18 protein-coding genes are annotated in these 22,380 nt (G+C 70.5%); 13 read left to right on the plus strand and 5 right to left on the minus strand.

Going from position 1 to position 22,380, the window contains the following annotated elements; genetic code table 11:
* Window positions 1-76: 76 nt before the first annotated feature.
* Genes cobN through cobM form a run of 5 tightly spaced genes read left to right on the plus strand, consistent with a single transcriptional unit; the run spans window position 77 to window position 6,678 of the window.
* Complete coding sequence (gene cobN, locus VGV37_RS18370) at window positions 77-3,736, plus strand: cobaltochelatase subunit CobN (protein ID WP_326881192.1); 3,660 nt, start codon at window positions 77-79, stop codon at window positions 3,734-3,736.
* On the plus strand, window positions 3,733-4,374 hold the full coding sequence (gene cobO, locus VGV37_RS18375; protein WP_326881193.1) for a cob(I)yrinic acid a,c-diamide adenosyltransferase: 642 nt from the start codon (window positions 3,733-3,735) through the stop codon (window positions 4,372-4,374). Before cobN ends, cobO begins: the two co-directional genes overlap by 4 nt.
* Window positions 4,371-5,564 (plus strand): precorrin-6y C5,15-methyltransferase (decarboxylating) subunit CbiE, encoded by a 1,194-nt coding sequence (cbiE, locus tag VGV37_RS18380; protein WP_326881194.1) that lies wholly within the window; start codon window positions 4,371-4,373, stop codon window positions 5,562-5,564. Before cobO ends, cbiE begins: the two co-directional genes overlap by 4 nt.
* Window positions 5,561-5,926, plus strand: a complete 366-nt coding sequence (locus tag VGV37_RS18385; RefSeq protein WP_326881195.1) for a cobalamin biosynthesis protein — start codon at window positions 5,561-5,563, stop codon at window positions 5,924-5,926. The genes cbiE and VGV37_RS18385 overlap by 4 nt, the downstream gene beginning before the upstream one ends.
* Window positions 5,923-6,678: a precorrin-4 C(11)-methyltransferase gene (cobM, locus tag VGV37_RS18390; protein ID WP_326881196.1), complete on the plus strand. Its 756-nt coding sequence runs from the start codon at window positions 5,923-5,925 to the stop codon at window positions 6,676-6,678. Before VGV37_RS18385 ends, cobM begins: the two co-directional genes overlap by 4 nt.
* Before the next feature lie 8 nt (window positions 6,679-6,686).
* Here the strand turns inward: cobM and VGV37_RS18395 are convergent, their stop codons facing one another.
* Entirely contained in the window at window positions 6,687-7,796 is a 1,110-nt protein-coding gene (locus VGV37_RS18395) for a cobalt-precorrin-5B (C(1))-methyltransferase (RefSeq protein WP_326881197.1), read from the minus strand.
* Window positions 7,797-7,810: 14 nt separating this feature from the next.
* Here VGV37_RS18395 and VGV37_RS18400 point away from each other — a divergent pair, with 14 nt between their 5' ends.
* Window positions 7,811-8,545, plus strand: a complete 735-nt coding sequence (locus VGV37_RS18400) for a cobalt-precorrin-6A reductase (protein ID WP_326881198.1) — start codon at window positions 7,811-7,813, stop codon at window positions 8,543-8,545.
* Here VGV37_RS18400 and VGV37_RS18405 read toward each other — a convergent pair.
* From VGV37_RS18405 to cobG, 3 genes are read right to left on the minus strand one after another with little or no spacing between them, the layout of a single operon-like run.
* Complete coding sequence (locus tag VGV37_RS18405) at window positions 8,533-10,044, minus strand: precorrin-2 C(20)-methyltransferase (protein ID WP_326881199.1); 1,512 nt, start codon at window positions 10,042-10,044, stop codon at window positions 8,533-8,535. The genes VGV37_RS18400 and VGV37_RS18405 overlap by 13 nt on opposite strands.
* Window positions 10,041-10,670: a precorrin-8X methylmutase gene (locus VGV37_RS18410; RefSeq protein WP_326881200.1), complete on the minus strand. Its 630-nt coding sequence runs from the start codon at window positions 10,668-10,670 to the stop codon at window positions 10,041-10,043. Before VGV37_RS18410 ends, VGV37_RS18405 begins: the two co-directional genes overlap by 4 nt.
* Window positions 10,670-11,992 (minus strand): precorrin-3B synthase, encoded by a 1,323-nt coding sequence (cobG, locus tag VGV37_RS18415; RefSeq protein WP_326881201.1) that lies wholly within the window; start codon window positions 11,990-11,992, stop codon window positions 10,670-10,672. Before cobG ends, VGV37_RS18410 begins: the two co-directional genes overlap by 1 nt.
* 71 nt (window positions 11,993-12,063) lie before the next feature.
* On the opposite strand from cobG, the gene VGV37_RS18420 reads away from it, so the two are divergent.
* The 3 genes from VGV37_RS18420 to VGV37_RS18430 are packed head-to-tail and all read left to right on the plus strand — an operon-like array spanning window position 12,064 to window position 15,070.
* The gene (locus VGV37_RS18420) at window positions 12,064-13,350 is read left to right on the plus strand and encodes a cobyrinate a,c-diamide synthase (protein WP_326881202.1); all 1,287 of its coding nucleotides are present in this window, start codon (window positions 12,064-12,066) and stop codon (window positions 13,348-13,350) included.
* Window positions 13,351-13,386: 36 nt separating this feature from the next.
* Window positions 13,387-13,989, plus strand: a complete 603-nt coding sequence (locus VGV37_RS18425; RefSeq protein ID WP_326881203.1) for an ANTAR domain-containing response regulator — start codon at window positions 13,387-13,389, stop codon at window positions 13,987-13,989.
* Window positions 13,976-15,070 carry a CmpA/NrtA family ABC transporter substrate-binding protein gene (locus tag VGV37_RS18430; protein ID WP_326881204.1) on the plus strand — a complete coding sequence of 365 codons (1,095 nt, stop codon included), beginning with the start codon at window positions 13,976-13,978 and terminating at the stop codon, window positions 15,068-15,070. Before VGV37_RS18425 ends, VGV37_RS18430 begins: the two co-directional genes overlap by 14 nt.
* A 2-nt stretch (window positions 15,071-15,072) precedes the next feature.
* Here the strand turns inward: VGV37_RS18430 and VGV37_RS18435 are convergent, their stop codons facing one another.
* Complete coding sequence (locus VGV37_RS18435) at window positions 15,073-16,788, minus strand: bifunctional protein-serine/threonine kinase/phosphatase (protein WP_326881205.1); 1,716 nt, start codon at window positions 16,786-16,788, stop codon at window positions 15,073-15,075.
* A 383-nt stretch (window positions 16,789-17,171) separates the two neighbouring features.
* On the opposite strand from VGV37_RS18435, the gene VGV37_RS18440 reads away from it, so the two are divergent.
* From VGV37_RS18440 to VGV37_RS18455, 4 genes are all read left to right on the plus strand, one after another.
* Window positions 17,172-18,383: a nitrate/nitrite transporter gene (locus VGV37_RS18440; protein ID WP_326881206.1), complete on the plus strand. Its 1,212-nt coding sequence runs from the start codon at window positions 17,172-17,174 to the stop codon at window positions 18,381-18,383.
* A gap of 21 nt (window positions 18,384-18,404) precedes the next feature.
* The gene (gene nirB, locus VGV37_RS18445; RefSeq protein ID WP_326881207.1) at window positions 18,405-20,870 is read left to right on the plus strand and encodes a nitrite reductase large subunit NirB; all 2,466 of its coding nucleotides are present in this window, start codon (window positions 18,405-18,407) and stop codon (window positions 20,868-20,870) included.
* A gap of 4 nt (window positions 20,871-20,874) precedes the next feature.
* The gene (nirD, locus tag VGV37_RS18450; protein ID WP_326881208.1) at window positions 20,875-21,210 is read left to right on the plus strand and encodes a nitrite reductase small subunit NirD; all 336 of its coding nucleotides are present in this window, start codon (window positions 20,875-20,877) and stop codon (window positions 21,208-21,210) included.
* Window positions 21,211-21,217: 7 nt separating this feature from the next.
* The coding region (locus tag VGV37_RS18455) for a molybdopterin-dependent oxidoreductase (RefSeq protein WP_326881209.1) at window positions 21,218-22,380 on the plus strand (1,163 nt) is incomplete at its 3' end.

Below are 22,380 nucleotides of genomic sequence, written 5' to 3' on the forward strand. Positions count from 1 at the left end.
CGCCGGTCGGACGGTTGGTCGTGATCGGGCTGAAGGGCATCGACCAGGCCGCGATCCGGGCCGAGCTCGCGGCCTGATGCATCTGCTGAAGGCGACACCCGGACGGGTCGAGGCGGCCGACCAGGCCGTCCGGCTCGTCCAGTCGCCGGGCGACATCGTGTTCCTGTCGGCGGCGGATACGGAGCTGGCGGCACTCGCCGCCGCGCGCGCCGGGTGCCCGGCGGATTTCCCGAGCCTCAGGGTCGCGAGCCTGCTGCAGCTCGGCCATCCGATGACCGTCGATCTCTACCTGGACGAGGTGGTGGCCAAGGCGAAACTGGTGGTTGCGCGGGTGATCGGTGGCCTGGGTTACTGGTCCTACGGCATCGAGCGCATCGCGGCGTCGGGCATCCCCTGCGCGTTCCTGCCCGGCGACGAGCGGCCGGACGAGGAGTTGATGGCCGCATCGAGCCTGGACCGCGACGTGGTCGGGCGGCTCTGGCGCTATTGCCTCGAGGGCGGTCCGGCGAACATGCGCGGGTTGCTCGACGAAGCCGCCGGGCTCGTCGGCTACGCGGTCGAGCCGGCGCCGCCCGTGCCGCTGCCGCGCGCCGGGTTCTATCGGCCGGGCGAGGGCGCGGTCTCGCTCGATCGCATCGATCCGGGCACGCGTCCCGTGGTGCCGATCGTGTTCTACCGCGCGCTGTTGCAAGCCGGCGATCTGGCGCCGGTCGACGCGCTGGTCGCAGCCCTCGACGCCCAGGGCCTGGCGGCGCTGCCGATCCATGTGTCGAGCCTCAAGGATCCGGTCTCGGTCGCCTTGCTGACCGCGACGTTGGCGCGCCATCCGCCGGACGCAATCTTGAACCTGACCGGCTTCGCCGTTTCGACCCAGGGCGGCGACGGGGCGGACAATCCATTCCTCGCGGCCGACTGCCCGGTGCTGCAGGTCATCCTGGCCAGCCAGGACGAGGCGACCTGGCGCGGCGGTCAGGCCGGCCTGCCGGCGCGCGACCTGGCCATGAACGTGGCGCTGCCGGAAATCGACGGGCGCATCATCACCCGCGCGATCTCGTTCAAGTCGGCGGGTGCGATCGATCCGCTGGTCGACAGCGCGCTGGTGCGCCATCGTCCCGTCGCTGACCGGGTCGATTTCGTCGCCCGGATCGCGGCCGGATGGGTGCGCCTGCGCCGTGCCGCGGCGGCGGAGCGGCGGGTGGGCCTGGTGATCGCGTCGTACCCGGGCCAGGACGGCCGCATCGGCTGCGGCGTCGGCCTCGATACGCCGGCGTCCGCGATCGGCATTCTCGACCACCTGGGACGCGCCGGCTATGTGACCGACGCCGCGGCCGATGACGGCGACCGGCTGATGCGCGCGCTGGCAGCAGCCGCCGAGCCTTATCAGGTCGCGGACTATCTGCGGTTCTTCGGGACCTTGCCGGAGGCCGTCCAGCAGGCGGTGCGGGTGCGCTGGGGCGAGCCTGTGGAAGATCCGGATGTGCTCGACGGCGCCTTCCGGCTGAGGATCCTGCGCGCCGGCAACGTCGCGGTCCTGGTCCAGCCGAGCCGCGGCCCCGGGCTCGACCCGCGCCAGGCCCACCATGATCTGGCCCTCGTGCCGCCGCACTCGTACCTCGCCGCCTATGGTTGGCTGCGGTCCGCGTTCGATGCCCATGCCATCATCCATCTGGGCAAGCACGGCACGCTCGAATGGCTGCCCGGCAAGGCGGTGGCCCTGTCGGCGGAGTGCCTGCCCGAGGTGGTGCTGGGTCCGGTGCCGCACCTCTATCCGTTCATCGTCAACGATCCGGGTGAGGGCAGCCAGGCCAAGCGCCGCGCCCAGGCCGTGATCATCGACCACCTGACGCCGCCGCTGACCCGGGCCGAGGCCTATGGGCCGCTGGCCGAGCTGGAGCGGCTGGTCGACGAATATTACGAGGCGGCGGGCGTCGACCCGCGCCGGCTCGTGCTGCTGCGCGACGCGATCCTCGACCTGGCGGCGCGCAGCGGGCTCGACCGCGATTGCGGCATCTTGGCCGGAGAGCCGTCGGACAGCGCACTTTCCAAGCTCGACAATCACTTGTGCGAATTGAAGGAACTGCAGATCCGCGATGGGCTGCACATCTTCGGTGTCTCCCCGACCGGCGACCAGCTGACCGACCTGCTGGTCGCGCTGACCCGGCAGCCGCGCGGCAGCGGCACGGGCGGCGACGCATCGCTGACCCGGGCGCTCGCCCATGACCTGGACCTGGATTTCGACCCGCTGATCGCCGATCTCGCCGCACCCTGGGCCGGTCCCCGGCCGCCCGCACTGGCCGGTCCGGACGCCTGGCGCAGCACCGGCGATACGGTGGAGCGGATCGAGCTGCTCGCCCGCGCGTTGGTCGGCGGCACCATCCCGTGCGAGGCTGCCTGGGACCGCACCCGCGCGGTGCTCGACGCGATCGATGTCCGGCTACGCCCGTCGGTCGAGGGCTGTGCCATCCATGAATATGCCGGCCTGTTGAAGGGCCTCGCCGGAAGCTTCGTGCCGTCCGGGCCGTCGGGCGCGCCGACCCGGGGGCGGCTCGACGTGCTGCCGACCGGTCGCAATTTCCATGCGCTCGACAGCCGTGCCGTGCCGACGCCGACCGCCTGGCTGCTGGGTTGGCGCGCCGCCGGGCTGCTGATCGACCGCTATCGCCAGGACGAGGGCGACTGGCCGAAGCGCATGGCGATCACCGCCTGGGGCACCGCCAACATGCGCACCGGCGGCGACGACATCGCCCAGGCGCTGGCGCTGATGGGGGTACGGCCGACCTGGGACGGCCCGTCGCATCGCGTGACCGGCTACGAGATCCTGCCGCAGGGCGTCCTCGACCGGCCCCGTGTCGATGTGACCCTGCGCATCTCGGGCTTCTTCCGCGACGCGTTTCCGGCCCAGGTCGACCTGTTTGACGCGGCGGCACGCGCGGTGGCGGCGCTCGACGAGCCGGACCATCTGAACCCGCTCGCAGCGCGTGTGCGCGGCGAGGCCGCGGCGCTGGAAGCCATCGGCATCGATCCGGCCCTGGCGCGGCTGCAGGCCGGCGCCCGCGTGTTCGGCGCCGCACCCGGGCGCTACGGCAGCGGGCTCGAGGCGCTGTTGACCGACGCGCTCGCCGACATCGACGTGGCCGACACCTACCTGGCTGCCGGTGGCTTCGCCTATGGCGCGGGGCTGGCCGGCACGGCGCTGCAGGATCGCTTCGCCGACCGGCTGGCCGGGGTCGAGGCGGTCGTGCAGAACCAGGACAATCGCGAGCACGACCTGCTCGACAGCGACGCCTATTGGGGGTTCGAGGCGGGTTTGGCCGCGACCGTCACCAAACTGCGCGGCACGGCGCCGGCGATGTTCCACGCCGACACGGCGAACCCGGAGCATCCGCGCATCCGGACCTTGGCCGAAGAAATGGCGCGGGTCGTGCGCGGCCGTGCGGCCAATCCGAAATGGCTGGCCGGCGTGATGCGCCACGGTCACAAAGGCGCCGCCGAGATCGCGGCCACGGTCGACTACCTGGCTGCCTTCGCGGGCCTTGTTCCCGTGGTGACGCCCGAGCATTTCGAAGCGATCTACGATGCCTATGTCGCCGACGACACGGTTCGCAATTTCCTCATCACCCGCAACCCGGCCGCTGCCCGCGCCGTCGGCCGACGCCTCGGTCAGATGATCGTGGCCGGCCGCTGGCAACCGCGCCACAATCGGGCGCATGATCTGCTTCAGGAGCTCCAGGCATGACCGATCAGCCCATGACCGACCAACCGGCGGAAGATTTCGCCCGCGCCGACGAGAAATCGAAGAAGCGCAAGGAAATGCGCGACCGGATGATGGCGACCAAGACCCTGTCGAAGGGCCTGCTGATGGTCCACACCGGCAAGGGCAAGGGCAAGTCGACGGCGGCGTTCGGCGTGGCGTTCCGGGCCCTCGGCCACGGCCAGCGCGTCGGCATCGTGCAATTCACCAAGGGCAAGTGGGAATCCGGCGAGCGTGCCGCCTTCGCCCGGTTCGGCGACCAGGTGACGATCCATGCCCATGGCGAGGGCTTCACCTGGGAGACGCAGGACCGCGCCCGTGACATCGCCAACGCCGAGGCTGGCTGGGCGCTGGCCGTCGGCATGATCGAGGCGGCGCGGGAAAGCGGTGCCTACGACCTGCTGGTGTTCGACGAGCTCAACATCGCGCTGCGCTACGAGCAGCTGCCGATCGGCGAGGTGGTGGCGGTGCTGCAGGGCCGGCCGGAGGGTCTGCACATCATCGTGACCGGCCGCAATGCCAAGCCCGAACTGATCGAGGCCGCTGACCTTGTGACCGAGATGGAAGCGGTCAAGCATCCGTTCGCGGCCGGCATCAAGGCGCAGCAGGGCATCGAGTTTTGAATCCCTGGCTGACCATCGTCGGCATCGGCGAGGATGGCGAACTGGGCGCTGAGGCCCGGGCCGCCCTCGACCGGGCCGACCTGCTGGTCGGCGGGACACGGCATCTGGCGCTGGTGCCGGCGGGGAGGGCGGCGCGGCGCGCCTGGCCGTCGCCGATGCTGCCGCTGGTCGAAGAGATCCTGACCGGCCCGCGCAGCGCCCAAGTGGTCGTGCTGGCCAGCGGCGACCCGATGCTCCATGGCGTCGGTGCCACCTTCACCGCCCGGCTCGATGCCGGGGAGTATCGGATCATCCCGCAGGTCTCGGCGTTCAGCCTCGCCTGTGCCCGGCTCGGCTGGCCCCAGGCCGACGTCACCCTGGTCTCGGCGGTGGGAAAATCGCTCGATCTGATGCGCGTCGCGGTCCAGCCGGGCCGGCGGCTGGCGCTCTACGGTGCGGTCGCGGGCGAGGTCGCCGCGATGCTGACGGAGATGGGCTATGGCCCCAGCGGCATGGTCGTGTTCGACCGCCTGGGCGGCCCGGCCGAAGCGCGCCGCGACGGCATCGCGCACCATTGGGTGCATCCGGCCGGCGAAGATCTCGCCGTCGTCGCGGTGACCTGCCTGCCCGATGAAGCGACGCGCCCGCTCTCGACCCTGGCCGGCCTGCCGGACGAGGCGTTCGACAGCGACGGGCAGATGACCAAACGCGAGGTGCGGGCGGCGACGCTGGCCCGGCTCGCGCCGCTGCCCGGCCAACTGCTGTGGGACGTCGGCGCCGGCACCGGCACGATCGGCATCGAATGGTCGCGTGCCCATCCGTCGTGCCGTGCCGTCGCGGTCGAGCGGCGGGCGGACCGGGCGCAGCGCATCACGGCCAATGCGCGGACGCTTGGCGTCCCGGCCCTGCGCGTCGTCGAGGGCGAGTTGCCCGGTGCGCTCGACGGGTTGCCGGCGCCCGACGCGGTCTTCATCGGCGGCGGCATCGGCACCCCGGGCCTGGTCGACCGGTGCTGGGCGGCGCTGAAGCCCGGCGGCCGGCTCGTCGCCAATGTCGTGACCGTCACCGGCGAAGCGACCCTGGCGCAATGGCACCAGAGCCTCGGCGGCGACCTGATCCGCATCGCCGTCGCGCGTGCGCGACCGGTCGGCGGCATGCTCGGCTGGAAGAGCCTCGCGCCGGTCACTCAGTGGGCGATCGTGAAGCCATGAGGATCCAGCGCGCCATCGGCATCGGTGCGGCGTCAGGCGCCACGCTCGAGGATGTGCTGGCGCTGATCCAGGCGACGGTCGGGCACATCGGTGCCTGGGCCTGCCTCGCCACCATCGACCGGCGGGCGGACCTGGGTCGCCAGGTCTCGGCAATGCTCGACCTGGAACTGCGCCTGTTTCCGGCCGAGCAACTGGCCGCCGTGCCCGGCACCGTCACGCTTTCCTCCCGGTCGGCCGATGCGGTCGGCAGCCCCAGCGTGGCGGAGGCGGCGGCTCTGGCCGCCCTCGGCCCCGCCGCCTGGCTCGCCATCCCGCGCAAGACCGGCATCCTCTGTACCTGTGCGCTCGCGGAGCTTCCATGATCGTCCATTTCATCGGCGCCGGCCCCGGTGCCGCCGACCTCCTGACCCTGCGCGGCCGAGACCTGATCGCGGCATCGCCGGTCTGCCTCTACGCGGGCTCCCTGGTACCGAAGGGCGTGCTCGCCCATGCGCCCGCCCATGCGCGGCTGATCGATACCGCCGAGATGCACCTGGACGAGATCATCGCCGAGATCGCTGCCGCCCATGCGGCCGGCCAGGATGTCGCCCGGCTGCATTCCGGCGACCTGTCGGTCTGGAGCGCCATGGCGGAGCAGATGCGTCGCCTGGACGCGCTCGGAATTGCCTATGACGTGACGCCGGGCGTGCCCTCCTTCGCCGCCGCAGCAGCGGCGTTGGGTCAGGAATTGACCCTGCCTGGTGTCGCGCAGTCGCTGATCCTGACCCGAACCTCGACGCGGTCCACCGCCATGCCGGCGGGCGAGGACCTGAAGAGCCTGGGGGCGACCGGGGCGACGCTCGCGATCCACCTGTCGATCATGAACCTGGCCCAGGTCGTGGCCGACCTCACGCCGCTCTACGGCGCCGATTGCCCGGTTGCCATCGTGTTCCGGGCGAGCTGGCCGGACGAGCGGGTGCTGCGCGGCACGCTCGCGACCATCGCGGCCCTGGTCGCGGAAGCCGGCATCGACCGCACCGCGCTGATCCTGGTCGGACGCGGGCTGGGATGCCCTAGCTTCGGGACGAGCCATCTCTACTCCGCCGACCGGGACCGGCCGCGACGCCTCGGATGAGCGGCCGTCTACGAAGCGCGCCCGACCGGGTTGCCTTCGCGATCGACCACCAGCACGTCGACCGCGATCGGCGCGCCGTCGAGCGTGGCGAGCGCGGTTGCGCGCGCGCGGGCCGCGACGGCATCGCCCAGCGGCAACCCCGCCACCTGGGACAGGCGCAGCGCGGCGAGGCCGGTATTGGCGCCGGCGATCTCCGCCGTCAGTGCCGCCGCAGCGCCGATCTCGGCCGCGATGGCGGCGAGCCAGCCCAGGTCGACCTGGGACCGGCCGGAATGCAGGTCGAGGTGGCCTTGTGCCAGCTTCGCCAGCTTGGCGAAGCCGCCGGCGATGGTCAGGCGCGGCACCGGATGGCGCCGCAGGTACTTCAGCATGCCACCGGCGAAGTCCCCCATGTCGAGCAGCGCGCCCTCGTCCAGCCCGTGCAGCTTCGCGACCGCCGCCTCGGAGGTCGAGCCGGTGGCGCCTGCGACATGGATCAGGCCGGTGGCGCGGGCGACGTCGATGCCGCGATGGATCGAATGGATCCAGGCGGCGCAGGAATAGGGCACGACGATGCCGGTCGTGCCCAGGATCGACAGGCCGCCCAAGATGCCGAGCCGCGGGTTCCAGGTCTGGGTCGCGATCGCCTCGCCGCCGGGAACGGAGATCTCGACCACCAGGTCGCCGGGATCGCCCAGCGCGGCCGCCAGTTCCGCCACGGCCGCGCGCATCATCTGGCGTGGCACGGGATTGATCGCCGGTTCGCCGACCGGAAGCGGCAGGCCAGGCTTGGTCACCGTGCCGACGCCGGGTCCGGCGCGGAACGAGACGCCGCTGCCGGGGCTGCCGCGCCGGACCGTCGCCAGGACGAGCGCGCCGTGTGTTACGTCCGGATCGTCGCCGGCATCCTTGACCACGCCGGCCGTGGCGCTGTCGCCGTCGCGTGTTTCACGGGCGAGTGCGAAGCTCGGCCGCTCGCCGCCGGGCAGCAGGATCTCGACCGGATCGAGAAAGCGGCCGGTAAGGAGCGCCGCATAGGCCGATTTGGTCGCGGCCGTGGCACAGGCGCCGGTCGTCCAGCCGCGGCGCAGCGGGGCGCCGTCGTCCGGGATGAGTTCGTCCGGGGCGTCGTCGGTCATGGCGGGGACGCCCGATGACCCGCCGCCTGCTGATCCTGGGCGGGACGGGGGAGGCGGTGCTGCTGGCGCGCCATCTGACCCGCCGCCCGGATCTCGACGTCATCTCGTCGCTCGCCGGGCGTGTCGCAAATCCGGCGCTGCCGGTCGGGGCGGTGCGCGTCGGCGGCTTCGGCGGGGTCGACGGACTGGTCGCCTATCTGAAACAGCGGATCGACGCGGTGATCGATACGACACATCCGTTCGCCGCCCGCATGAGTTTCAATGCGGCCGAGGCCTGCCGGCACGTGCAGGTGCCGCTGCTCGGCTTCGTGCGCCCGGCCTGGCAGCCTGTGCCGGGTGATCGTTGGCTTTCCGTCGCCGACATGGCTGGGGCTGCGGCGCTGTGCCAAGGCCGCGTGTTCCTGACCGTCGGCCGCCAGGAACTGGCGCCGTTCGCCGGCTGCGATGCCTGGTTCCTGATCCGCTCGATCGACCCGCCGGGCGGCGCGCTGCCGCCCCGCCATGCGCTGCTGCTTGCCCGCGGGCCGTTCGAGACGACGGCCGAGATCGAGTTGCTGCGCGCGAACGCGATCGACCTGGTCGTCTCGAAGAACAGTGGCGGTCCTGCGACCTATGCCAAGATCGCGGCGGCACGCGCGCTGGAGCTGCCGGTGGTGATGGTCGAACGGCCCGCCCGCCCGGCGACGGATGAGGCCCGCAGCCTGGACGAGGTCGATGCCTGGCTCGACCGTCCGCATCACACCCCGTAGCGCCGCGGCGTATAGACGACCGGCTTGCCCCCGGCGCCGGCAAAACGCCGGGTCTGGGAATTGCCGATCAGCAGGATGGTCCGCATGTCGACCTGGGTCGGATCCAGGCTCCTGAGGTCGGTCACCACGATCCGCTCGCCGGCGCCGCCCACATCCCGGGCCAGGATCACCGGCGTCTCGGGTGCGCGGTGCCGGGCCAGGATCGAGCGCGCCTCGCCCAATTGCCACTGCCGCTCCGACGAGATCGGGTTGTAGAGCGCGAGCGCGAAATCGGCCTTGGCGGCGGCGTCTAGCCGTTCGGCGATGGTCGGCCAGGGTTTCAGGCGATCGGACAGCGAGAGGACGCAGAAGTCGTGGCCCAGGATGGCGCCGACCCGGGCGGACGCGGCCTGCATCGCCGAGATGCCGGGCAGCACGCGGATGTCGAGCGCGCGCCAGGCCTCAGGCCCCGCCTCGACCTGTTCCAGCACGGCCGAGGCCATGGCGAAGATGCCGGGATCGCCTGACGATACGACGCAGACCCGGCGGCCGGCCTGCGCCAGTTCGATGGCGTGTCGGGCCCGGGCCGCCTCGACCTTGTTGTCGGAGCCATGGCGGATCTGCCCGGGCTGCGGCGAGACCCGGTCCAGGTAGGGTTGATAGCCCACCAGGTCGGTCGCGTCGGCCAGCGCCGCGCGCGCCTCGGGCGACAGCCATTCCGGCGCACCCGGCCCCAGGCCGAGCACGATCAACTGCCCGGCCGCACCGGCGACGCATTTCACCGGCACGACCTCGGCGCCGGGCACCAGGACCAGCGAGAAATACGGCACCTGGGCGGGATCGACCTCGGCCAACGGGAGCGCACGCTCCGCGCTCATGGTCGCCCGCTCGATATAGAGCGCGCGGGACGAGGCGCCTGCCTGCTCGATCGCCCGGCGCACCTTCGCGAAATTGCGGCCCAGCTTCATGATCGCGACCGCGTGGCCCTGGGCCAGCCGGCGGGCGAGCTCTGCTTCGGGCAAGGTGCCCGGCAGGATCGCCAGCTCCGTATCGCGCCGGACCAGCGGCTTGCCCAGGCGTGCGGCGCCGGCCATGACCGAGCAGACGCCGGGAATGACCTCGGTCTCGTAGCGCTGCGCCAGCCGGTCGTGCAGGTACATGTAGGAGCCATAGAAGAACGGATCGCCCTCGCACAGCACGGCGACATTCAGGCCGGCATTCAGTTCGGCCGCGACCCTTGCGGCGGCCTCGTCGTAGAATTGTGCGATGGCCCCGTCGTAACCGTCGGCATGGTCCGTTGTCTCGGTGGTCAGCGGATAGATCAGCGCCAACTCGCGCTGGCCCCGGGTCAGCTCCGCGGCCACGATCGCGCGGGCATTGCTGCGGCCGTGGCGGGCCGACAGATAGGCCACCACGTCGGCGCCGCGCACCACCTTCAGTGCCTTGACCGTGATCAGGTCCGGATCGCCAGGACCGACGCCGACGCCATAGAGCCGGCCGGGCTTCACGATCCCGCTCATTCCGCCTCGCTCGCGAGCGCATTGATCGCGGCCGACGCCATGGCGCTGCCGCCGCGCCGGCCGAGGATCGTGATGAACGGCACGCCATGGCCGCGCGACTTGAGCGCCTCCTTGGATTCGGCCGCGCCCACGAAGCCCACGGGCAGGCCCAGGATCAGCGCCGGCCTGGGTGCGCCGGCGTCGAGCATGTCGAACAGATGGAACAGCGCGGTCGGCGCATTGCCGATCGCCACCACGGCCCCGGCGAGCCGGTCGCGCCACAGCTCCAGTGCGGCGGCACTGCGCGTCGTGCCCAGTTCGGTGGCCAGCGCCGGCACTTCGGGTTCGTTGAGCGTGCAGACCACGGCATTGGCGGCAGGCAGGCGCGCGCGGGTGACGCCGGCGGCGACCATGGCGGAATCGCACAGGATCGGCGCGCCCGCCAGCAGCGCCCGGCGGCCGGCTTCGGCGGCACCGGGCGACGCCGCCAGGTCGCGCGGCAGGTCGGTCATGCCGCAGGCGTGGATCATGCGCACGGCGGTGCGAGCCAGGTCGGGCGACAGGCCAGCCAGGTCGGCCTCGGCCCGGATGATGGCAAAGGAACGGCGGTAGATTTCGGCGCCGTCGGTCAGGTAGTCGCGGGGCATCAAGGCGCTTTCGTGCGATAGGCGGTGCGTGCGGCCGCCAGGGCCAAGTCCAGCGGCAGGCCGGCATGGGCGGGCTTGCCGTCGAATAGCACATCATAGCCGATCCGGGTGGCAATCAGATCGACCTTCGCCCCGCCGCGGAGCGCGCAGCGCTTGGCGCAGCCGGCGAAATGGATCGACCAGTCGGCGGGCGGCTCGGTGCCGGCAAGGGCGGTGGCGAGCATCTTCGCATCGGCGCGCACGTCCGCCAGGGCCGCGGCGCAGCCGGTGCTGCCGGTACAGGCGGCGATGCCGGCGAACCCGTCGCGGCCGTCGAGCGCCAGGCCGAGGGTCGCCAGCCGGACCGACAGATCGGCGAAGTCCGACCGGGCGACATGACGAAGCGCCAGATTGCGCCAAGCAGTCAACTTCATGTCGAAACCGAAATGAATTGCCAGCTCGGCGAGACCTCCGGCCTGGTCCGCCGTGATCCGGCCCAAGGGCGCGACCGGGAGCAGGGTCGCATGGTCCCTTGCCGTCTCCGGCAGGATGCCGAAGGTCTGGACCGTCGCGCGAGCGATCGGGGCGGGGCAGGGTGCCGCGGTCAAACGACCGAGAAAATCATCGAGTGCGGCCGGCTCGCGCACGACCGCCCGGCCGCGGGCCGGCAGGCCGTGAGTGTCGGCGACGGCGAGCAGCGCGTGGGCTGCATGGAGCAGGAGGCCCGCCGCCTGCCCGATCGGCACGCCGAGGCCGGTCGACCGGCCGGCCACGCTCAGATGCAGGCGACTGCCGATCCCGGTCGTGACGGCGGTGAGGGTCAGGTCGGCGCCTCCGGGATCGAAACCCCGGCCGCCGCCGTCGAGCGTGAAGGCGAACTTGGCCGGCAGGCGGGCAAGTCCGGCATCGGCGATCAGCGCCCGGTCGACCGCCCCCGCCAAAGGGCCGAGGTCCAGCAGTTCGTCGGGGTCGACCCCGGCGAACGGGCTGACCAGGATGTTCCGGACCCGGTCATGGGCCGGCGACGGCAGCAGGCCGGCGCGCGTCAGGCCATCGACCATCGGGGAAAGCCCGTCGGGGCGGATGCCGCGCAGCTGGATGTTGGCGCGGGCGGTCAGGTCGATCCGCCCATCGCCGTGACGGGCCGACAGGTCGGCGATGGCCGCGAGCGTCGCGGGTGCCAAGCCGCCGCCTGGCAGGCGCAGGCGCATCAGCAACCCGTCCCTGGCCGGCACGGCGTGGAGGATACCGGGGCAGAAATCGGCGAGGGACTGGGGATCGCTCATGATCTCGGGCGCCGGATCGCGGAAAGGCAAGGGGCGCATCATGGTGGTGCCGATCATACCGGCTGGGTCCCCGAGTGCAATGCCGTTCCCGGTCGCCAATGCCACCGACCTATACTAGGGTCGCGACCATGACCCGTGCGCTCATCATCGCAGCCCCCTCGTCGGGTGCCGGCAAGACCACCGTGACGCTGGGCCTGTTGCGCGCGCTGCGGCGCCGGGGCGTCGCGGTCGCCTCGGCCAAGGTCGGGCCGGATTATATCGATCCGGCGTTCCATGCCGCGGCGAGTGGACGGCCGTGCCGCAACCTCGATCCCTGGGCGATGCGTCCCGAGACCTTGCGCCATCAACTCGGCCGGGCGGCCGATGGCGCCGAGCTGCTGATCATCGAAGGCGTCATGGGCCTGTTCGACGGGGCGGCCGACGGTGGCGGATCGACCGCGGATCTGGCGGCGCTGCTGGGCATCCCGGTACTCTTGGTGCTTGACGTGCGCGGCCAGACCGTCTCGGCCGCGGCGGTCGCCAAGGGGTTTGCGAGTTTCCGCGACGATGTCGCGGTCGTGGGCGTCGTGCTGAACCGGGTCGGCTCGCCCCGGCATGCGGCGCTGATTTGCCCCGCATTCGACGGCATTGGCCTGCCGGTGCTGGGCGCGCTGGCGCGCACTGACGGCATTGCCGTGCCATCGCGCCATCTGGGCCTGGTCCAGGCCGGCGAGCAGGTCGATCTCGAGGCTTTCCTCGACGGGGCGGCCGACGCGATCGAGGCGGCGGTGGATCTGGATCGGCTGCAGGATTGCGCGCGTCCTATCCTGCGGACCGAAGCGCCGTCCGTGGCGATCCCGCCGCTGGGCGGGCAGATCGCGGTCGCGCGCGACACGGCCTTCGCCTTCGCCTATCCCCATGTGCTCGACGGCTGGCGCGCCGCCGGCGCCGACCTCAGTTTCTTCTCGCCGCTCGACGACCAGGCGCCGGCCGACCAGGCCGACGCGGTCTATCTGTCGGGGGGGTATCCCGAACTGCACGCCGGCCGGCTGGCGGCGGCCGGGAATTTTCGCCGGGGGATGCTGGCCGCCGCCGCGCGGGGTGCCACGATCTATGGCGAGTGCGGCGGCTACATGGTGTTGGGCGACGGGCTGGTCGACGGTGCTGCAATGCGCCATGCGATGCTGGGCCTGCTGCCGGTCGAAACCTCGTTTGCCGTTCCCAAGCGCCATCTGGGATATCGCCGGATCGCGTTGTGCGCGGAGACGCCGCTGGGTGCGGTCGGCGCGCACTACCGTGGGCACGAGTTCCATTTCGCCAGCGAGACCGCGCGTTCGGCAGTGCCGCACTTCGGTACAAGCGACGGCCACGGCGCCGCCGGCGCGATCGTCGGCCGGGTGTTCGGCTCTTTCCTGCATCTGATCGATCGGGCTTGACGCCGACTGGTCTGTATTTTGCAGTGCAGCATGGCCATGAGGGTCTTGCTCGCCGATGCCAATCTCGACCGGGCCGCTTCGGTCGCCGACTGCCTGGCGGCGACCGGTGCGGACGAGGTACTGCGCCTGGCGTCGGGCGAGACCTTGGCCCAGGCCGTCAGCCGGCATCGGCCCGACGTGATCATCGTCGACATGGCGCGGCCCGATCGCGACCAGCTCGATTCGATCCGCGAGGTGGTGTCCCGGCATCCGAGCCCGATCGTGCTGTTCGTCGACCGCAACGACCCGGCGTTCATGGAAGCGGCGATCGAGGCCGGCGTCAGCTCCTATAACGTCGTCGGCACTGCCCTGCCTGACGTGAAGCCGATCGTCGAGGCGGCGGTCGTCATGTTCCGCCGCTATCGGCAGGTCGAGACCGAATTGCGCAAGGCCGAGGCCTCGCTCAAGGAACGGGCAATCATCGACCGGGCAAAGGCCAGAATCATGCAGGAACGCCGCATGAGCGAACCCGATGCCTATCGCTGGCTGCGACGCCAGGCGATGGATCGGGGCCGGCGCATCGCCGACGTCGCGGCGGAGCTGTTGAGCGCCGATGCGGCGCCGTCGAAGGACAGGAGAGGTTCCCATGGCGACCGATGAGGTGACGCGGATCCGCATCGGCCTGGTGCGCCTGACCGACATGGCGCCGGCCTTCGTGGCGGATGCGAAGGGCTTCTTCGTCGCCGAGGGAGTGGACGCGATCCTGTCGATCGAGCCGTCCTGGGCCAACATCGCCGACAAGCTGACCTATCGCGCGCTCGACGCCGCGGTCATGCTGCCACCGCTCACCTTCGCCGTGGCCGCCGGCCTGCGCGGCGCCGGCACGCCGCTGATCGTGCCGCTGTCGATCAGCCAGAACGGCAATGCGTTCACCGTATCGAATGCGCTCGCCGAGGCCGTCGGCCGGGATATCCCGCAGGTGCCGCCATCCAAAGCCGTCGATGCCCGATCGGTCGGCGATCGGCTGGCCCGGGTCGTCGCGGCGCGGGGAGTGGGCGCTCGGCTGCGCTTCGCCGTCGTGCATGCCTATTCTTCCCACGATCTGTTGCTGCGCTATTGGCTGGCCGCCTGCGGCATCCATCCGATCGATGACGTCGAACTGGTCGCGGTGGCACCGGTCGACATGGTCGCAGCACTGGCATCCGGCGAAATCGACGGGTTCTGCGCCGGCGCGCCGTGGGGGGCGGTCGCGACCGCCGATGGCGTCGGCTGCACGATCCTGCCCAGCTCGGCGATTTGGAAGAACCATCCGGAGAAATGCTTCGCTGTGACGGCCGACTGGGCCGAACGCCACCCGGAGGGCCTGCGGGCGACGGTGCGGGCGTTGCTACGGGCCCAGCGTTTCTGCGACACGCCGGCGAATGCCGAGGAAATCGCCCGGCTGCTGTCGGTGCCCGAGCGCATGGGTGTCGCGTCGCAGGTTCTGCGCGCGTCGCTGCCGGGCGGATCGCCCAGCGGCGGCGTCGACGTCTCGCGTTTCTTCGCCGGCGGCGCCAGCGAGCCGCGCCATGCCCACGCCGACTGGTTCCTCGACCAGATGGCCCGCTGGGGCCGCTTCTCCGCCGAGGTCGACCGCCCGGCGCTCGCCCGCGCGGTCTATCGGCCGGATGTCTACAACCAGGTGGCCGGCGCTCCGATCGAACTGATCCCCGAGACGGATCGGTTGTTCGACCAGGGCTGACGCTATCGCAACTTGAGCGCCGCCAGCAGCGCCAGGAACAGCGCCGCGGCGATCCCTTGCCAGACCCGAACCGGGTTGCGCTCGTACAGCGAGCGGCGGCGCGGGCTCGGGGGGCGGCTGCGGCTCTGGCCCTGTTCCAGGTCGAACGCCAGTTCCAGCGCATCGCTCGTGCGCTGGCCCGGATCCGCTGCGAGCGCGCGGGCCAGCAGGTCGTCCAGCCAGGGTGCCAGGTCGGGTCGGTGGCGGACCAGCGGTTGCGGCCGGCCGAAGCGGGGATGGGAGAAGGCTTCGATTTCGCCATAGGGATAGGCGCCGCCGGCGAACAGGCGATAGATCGTGACACCCAGCGCGAACAGGTCGCTCCGTTCCGTCCCGGGGCTGCCGGCGAATTGCTCCGGCGCCATGTAGCTGGCGGTGCCGGGAATGTCGGCCACGGCGAAGTCGGGCAGGTTCGGCAGATGGGCGACGCCGAGGTCGATCAGCTTCAGCCCGCCGCCCGGCTCCAGGATGACGTTGTCGGGCTTGACGTCGCGATGCACGACGCCGGCACGATGGAGGGCCGCGACCGCCTTGGCGAGCTTGACCGCGATCGGGATGCCTTCGCCCAGGCTGACGGCGGGCAGGCGCGCCAGACGGTGCTCCAGGGTTTCGCCCTCATAGTGCGGCATGACCGAATAGAGCCGCGTGCGCCGCTCCGGCGGCGGTTCGATCACCTCGCCGACCCAGGGGCTGCGCACCCGGGCCGCGACCCAGGTTTCGCGCAGAAAGGCGAGGCGGAACGAGGCGTCCTCGGCAACGCGCGGCTTCGGGAATTTGAGCACGACCGGCCGCCCATCGCTTTCGTCGACCGAGCGGAACAGGCGGCTGTAGCGCCCGTCGGAGAGCAGGGGGCCGATGGTATAGCCGTCGATCCGTTCGCCTGGCCGGGGGGGCTCCAGGATCGGCAAGGCGGCGATGGCCAGTTCCAACTCCGTGGTGTCGGCCTCGGGCAGGGTCAGGATTTCGACGGCGATGGCGCTGGCATTGTCCATCGAGCCGGCCTCGAGTGCCGCCGCGACCAGGTCATCCGCCGCCGCGTCCGGCGTCGCCGCCGCGCCCAGGATCCGGGCGATCTGCCGGTCGTCGAGGGTGCCGTGGATGCCGTCCGTCGCCAGCAGGTAGCGATCGTCCGCACGGGCCGCCTCGACAGCGAAGTCGGCGCGCACGCCTTCCTCGCCACCGACCGAGCGCAGCAGCACGTGGCTCAGGCCGGCGCGCGGCGAGACATGGTCGAGCGTCAGGCACGCGAGCCGCCCGGCCCGCAGGCGATAGATCCTGGTATCGCCGACCGACAGCCAATGCACCTGCCGGCCGCGCAGGATCAGGGCGGCGAGGGTCGAGCCCATGGCCTCGAGCGCGGGATCGGATCGGCCCTGGGCATGGATCCAGCGGTTGACCGAATCCAAGGCAACGGCGGCGGCGCGGCGCACGCCCAGGGTTTCGCTCTGGCCCAGATAGCCGTCGACGAAGCCGCGCACGGCCAGTTCGGCCGCCACGTCGCCGGCCTTGGCGCCGCCGATTCCGTCTGCCAGCACCGCGACCGCGCCATGGCGCGCGCGCTGCGCCTGGTCGCCCAGCCACAGCCCGCCCCAATCCTCGTTGCGCGCCCGGCGACCCTGGGCGCTCGCAAACCCTGCGCGGAGATCGAGCAGGGGATGGATCTTGATGCTGGTGGTCATACCGCCTTCCAAATCGTTCGATCGACATCGGGAGCGCGCCACCCGGCTCCGTCAAGCCCGGGACGGCAAACCGACAGCGCTGTGCACAAAATTTGCTCTCTTGACCGAGTATTTGGCGTCGATGAGTAAAAATCAGTCACAGACCGCGCGGCTCGTCACGGATTTGCTCGCCTTCGCACTGGCCCGCCCTTTGCAGTGCAACATACGCCCGGTCCTCTCAGCACATCGGGCGGGAGCGGCTCAATGGCGAGCCCTTCTCGACATTGGAACTCTCGGGGGCTTGGCCCCGGCGACGTTCCGCTTCCGCTTCAGCGGTGGGTCAACGGCGATCCACCACCGGACAAGTGGGCCTTCGGTCCCGCCGGTTCCGTCGGGAGAGTGCCGTGAAAACGAGTTTTCTCAAGGCCGGCCATACGCCGTCGCTCATCGCCGCGTTCCTGTATTTCGACGTCAGCTTCATGGTCTGGGTTCTGATGGGCCCACTCGCCGTGCAGATCTCCAAGGATCTGGGGCTGGATGCGGCGCAGAAGGGCCTGATGGTCGCCATTCCGGTCCTGGCCGGCGCCATCCTGCGCGTCATCAATGGCGTCGCGGTCGACTATCTGAAGCCCAAGCTGACCGGCATCCTGTGCCAGGTCGTCGTCATCCTCGGCCTCATCGCCGCCTGGTATTTCGGCCTCCACACCTACGGCCAGACCCTGCTGGTCGGGATCGTGCTGGGCCTGGCTGGCGCGTCCTTCGCGATCGCGCTGCCGCTGGCGTCCCGCTGGTATCCGCCGGAACACCAGGGCACGGCGCTCGGCATCGCCGGTGCCGGCAATTCGGGCACGGTGTTCGCGGCCCTGTTCGCGCCCAGCCTGGCGGTCGCCTTCGGCTGGAACAATGTGTTCGGCCTGGTGGCAATCCCGCTGGTCATCGTGCTGGGCGCCTATAGCGTCATGGCGAAGGACAGCCCGGATTGCCCGCCGCCGAAGTCGCTCGCCTCCTATTTCTCGGTGCTCAAGATCGGCGACGCCTGGTGGTTCATGTTCTTCTACAGCGTGACCTTCGGCGGCTTCGTCGGGCTCGCCTCCTCGCTCAGCATCTATTTCAACGACCAATATGGCCTGTCGCCCGTCGTGGCCGGCTATTGCACGGCGGCCTGCGTGTTCGCGGGCTCGCTGGTCCGGCCGGTCGGCGGCGCGGTCGCCGACCGGATCGGCGGCATCAAGTCATTGAGCGTGATGTATGCGGTTGCGACCTGCGCCTTCGCCATCGTCAGCTTCGGCCTGCCCGCCGCCTGGATGGCGCTCGGCGTGTTCGTCGTCGGCATGCTGGCGCTGGGCATGGGCAATGGCGCGGTGTTCCAACTGGTGCCGCAGCGTTTCCGCCGCGAGATCGGCGTCATGACCGGCATCGTCGGCATGACCGGTGGCCTGGGCGGGTTCTACCTCGCCTCCAGCCTCGGTTATTCCAAGCAGCTGACCGGCAGCTACCAGACCGGCTTCCTGGTGTTCGCCGGCCTTGCCTTCGTGGCCCTGCTGGGCCTGAGCGGCGTCAAGAAGCGCTGGCGCACCACCTGGGGCGCCGCTTCGCTCAGCGCCGCGCGCATCTGATCTCCCGAGGAGGGCTCCGTCATGAACATGCTCACCCCCCGCAAGCAGCGTCTGATCCTGGTCGGCAACGGCATGGCCGGGATGCGGACGGTCGAGGAAATCCTCGCCCGGGCACCCAACCGGTTCGAGATCACCGTGTTCGGCGCCGAGCCGCACGTGAACTACAACCGGATCATGCTGTCGCCCGTCTTGGCCGGCGAGAAATGCTTCGACGATATCGTCATCAACGAGCGCGCCTGGTACGAGGCAAACGGCATCGAGTTGATCTGCGGCGAGAAGATCGTCTCGGTCGATCGCGAGGCGCGCCAAGTCCACGGCGCCAATGGGACGGTGCGTCCCTATGACGTGCTGCTGCTGGCGACCGGCTCGAACCCGTTCGTCATCCCGGTGCCGGGCGCCAGCCTGCCCGGCGTCGTGACCTTCCGCGACATGGCCGACGTGGACGCCATGCTGGCGGCGGCCAAGACCCATCGGCATGCGGTGGTGATCGGCGGCGGCCTTCTGGGCCTGGAGGCGGCGAACGGCCTCGCCCTCAACGGTATGGACGTGACCGTTGTGCATCTGATGCCGACCCTGATGGAGCGGCAGCTCGACGTCGCCGCCGGCACGCTGCTCGCCGGCGACCTGGAACGGCGCGGCATCAAGGTACTGGCCGCCGCCAACACCAAGGCGCTGCTGGGCGATGACCGGGTCCGCGCAGTCCAACTGGCCGACGGCACGGAAATCCCGGCCGATCTCGTCGTCATGGCGGTCGGCATCCGGCCGAACGGCGAGCTGGGCAAGGCGATCGGCCTCGAAACCAAGCGTGGCATCGTGGTCGACGACGGCATGCGCACCTCCGATCCGGCGATCTATGCCATCGGCGAATGCGTCGAGCATCGCGGCCAGACCTACGGGCTGGTGGCACCCTTGTGGGACATGGCCAAGGTCTGCGCCGACCGCATCACCGAGACGGCGGATACGGGCTACCAGGGCACGGTGACCGGCACGCGGCTCAAGGTGACCGGCATCGACATGTTCTCGGCCGGCGACATCCTGGGCGATGCCGACAGCGAGGACATCGTGTTGCGCGACGCCTCACGTGGCGTCTACAAGCGGCTGATCCTCAAGGACGACCGGTTGGTCGGCGTCGTGCTCTATGGCGATGCGGGCGAAGGCAACTGGTATTTCCAGCTGCTGAAGGACGCGGCGCCGATCGGGGCCTTGCGCGATGATCTGATCTTCGGCCAGGCCTTCGCGCTGGGCGGCGGGGCCGCGATCGATCCGATGGCGGCTGTGGCGGCAATGGCCGACGAGGCCGAGGTCTGCGGCTGCAACGGCGTATGCAAGGGCAAGATCACGGCCGCGATCGTGGAAAAGGGGCTGACCAGCCTCGATGCGGTCCGGGCCCATACCAAAGCGTCGGCCTCGTGCGGCAGCTGCACGCCGATGGTCGAACAGATCCTGGCTCTCTCGCTCGGCGGTGCGTACCAGGCTTCGACGGCGATCAAGGCGATGTGCAAATGCACGAACCATCCTCATGAAGCGGTGCGTGCGCGCATCCTGGCCGAGGGGCTGAAAACCATTCCCGGGGTCATGCACGCGCTCGGCTGGACCACGCCCGACGGCTGTTCCAGCTGCCGGCCGGCGCTGAATTTCTACCTGCTGGCCGCCTGGCCCGGCGAATATGTCGACGATGCCCAGTCGCGTTTCATCAACGAGCGCGCCCATGCCAACATCCAGAAGGACGGCACCTTCTCGGTCGTGCCTCGCATGTGGGGCGGCGTCACCAACGCCAAGGAGCTGCGCGCGATCGCCGACGTGGTCGACAAGTACGAGATCCCGGCGGTCAAGGTAACCGGCGGCCAGCGCATCGACCTGCTGGGCGTCAGGAAGGAACAATTGCCCGACGTCTGGCGCGACCTCAATGCCGCCGGCATGGTCTCGGGCCATGCCTATGGCAAGGCGCTGCGGACGGTGAAGACCTGCGTCGGTTCGGAATGGTGCCGGTTCGGCACACAGGATTCGACAGGCATGGGCGTGGCGCTGGAGCGCATGACCTGGGGCTCGATGCACCCGCACAAGGTCAAGCTCGCCGTCTCCGGCTGTCCGCGCAACTGCGCCGAGGCGACCATCAAGGATTTCGGCGTGATCGCGGTCGATAGCGGCTGGGAGCTGCATATCGGCGGCAACGGCGGCATCAAGCTGCGCGGCACCGATTTCCTGTGCAAGGTCACGACCGATGCGGAAGTGCTGGAATATTGCGGCGCCTTCCTCGAGCTCTACCGGCAGGAGGCGCGCTATCTCGATCGCACCGCCCCCTGGGTCGAACGGGTCGGGCTCGACTATGTGAAGCAGCGCATCGTCGAGGACGCGGCCGGTCGCGCGGCACTCTATGCGGCTTTCCTCCATGCCCAGAGCTTCGCCCAGGTCGATCCCTGGGCCGAGCGGGTCGCGGCCGATGCGGCCATGCGGCACGAATATCGTCCGCTGGCGCTGGTGGAGTAGGACGATGAGCGTCATCGACGTGATGGGCGGCTGGACCGATGTCGGCACGCTCGCCGACATCCCGCGCCTGGGTGCGCGGGTCGTGACCAGTGCGATCGGCAATATCGCGCTGTTCCGTACGGCCCGGGACGAGGTGTTCGCGCTGGAGGACCGTTGCCCGCACAAAGGCGGGCCCTTGTCCCAGGGCATCGTCCACGGCCGGGGCGTCAGCTGCCCGCTGCATAATTGGTTGATCGACCTCGGCACCGGCGAGGCCTGCGCGCCGGATCATGGTTGTACGAAGGTGATCGACCTGAAGCGCGAGGGCGATCGCATCCTGCTGCGGGTGCCCCGGGGATGAGCGGGCGATGAGCGGCGCCACGGGCGAGATCCGCTCGACCTGTCCTTATTGCGGCGTCGGCTGCGGCATCGTCGCCAGCCAGACGGATGGGCGCTGGCAGGTGCGCGGCGACCCCGACCATCCGGCAAATTTCGGCCGGCTCTGCTCCAAGGGCGCGGCGCTGGCCGAGACCTTGATCGACGAGGGCCGGCTGCTGACCCCGGTTATCGACGGCCGGCCCGCCGGCTGGGACGAGGCGCTCGACCGCATCGCCGACCGGTTCGCCCGGACCATCGCGGAGTATGGACCTGACTCCGTCGCCTTCTATGTTTCCGGCCAATGCCTGACCGAGGATTATTACGTCGCCAACAAGCTGATGAAGGGCTTCATCGGCAGCGGAAACATCGACACCAACTCGCGGCTGTGCATGGCCTCGTCGGTCGCGGGCCATGTCCGTGCGTTCGGCGGCGACGTGGTGCCGGGCAACTACGAAGACCTGGAACAGGCGGACCTCGTGGTGCTGGTCGGCAGCAACCTCGCCTGGTGCCATCCGGTGCTGTTCCAGCGCCTGACCGCCGCTCGGGCGGCACGCGGCACCAAGGTCGTGGTGATCGACCCGCGCCGCACCGCCAGCTGCGAGATCGCTGACCTGCACCTGGCGCTGGCGCCCGGCAGCGACGTCGCGCTGTTCCAGGGGCTGCTCGTCCATCTGGCCGACGCCGGAATGCTGGCATCCGGCTGGGTCGCGGACCATGCGACCGGGCTGGAGGCGGCGCTGGTCGCGGCGGCGCGCGACGCGGGCGAGATCGACGGTGTCGCCCGCCTGACCGGCCTGGCATCGGAACAGATCGCGGCGTTCTATGAGCTGGTCGCCCGGACCGAGCGGACGGTCACGGTCTATTCCCAAGGCGTCAACCAATCCTCGGCCGGGACCGACAAGGTCAACGCCATCCTGAATTTCCACCTGGCGACCGCGCGCATCGGCCGGCCCGGCATGGGGCCGTTCTCGGTCACCGGCCAGCCCAACGCCATGGGCGGCCGCGAGGTCGGCGGCCTCGCCAACCAGCTGGCGGCGCACATGGGCTTCGGCGATCCCCACGCCAGCGACCGGGTCGGGCGGTTCTGGGGCAGCGACAACGTGGCGACCAGGCCGGGCCTGAAGGCGGTCGAGCTGTTCGACGCCGTCGCCGA

It is taken from the genome of Aliidongia sp., assembly GCF_035943795.1.
GTDB lineage: Bacteria > Pseudomonadota > Alphaproteobacteria > ATCC43930 > CGMCC-115725 > Aliidongia.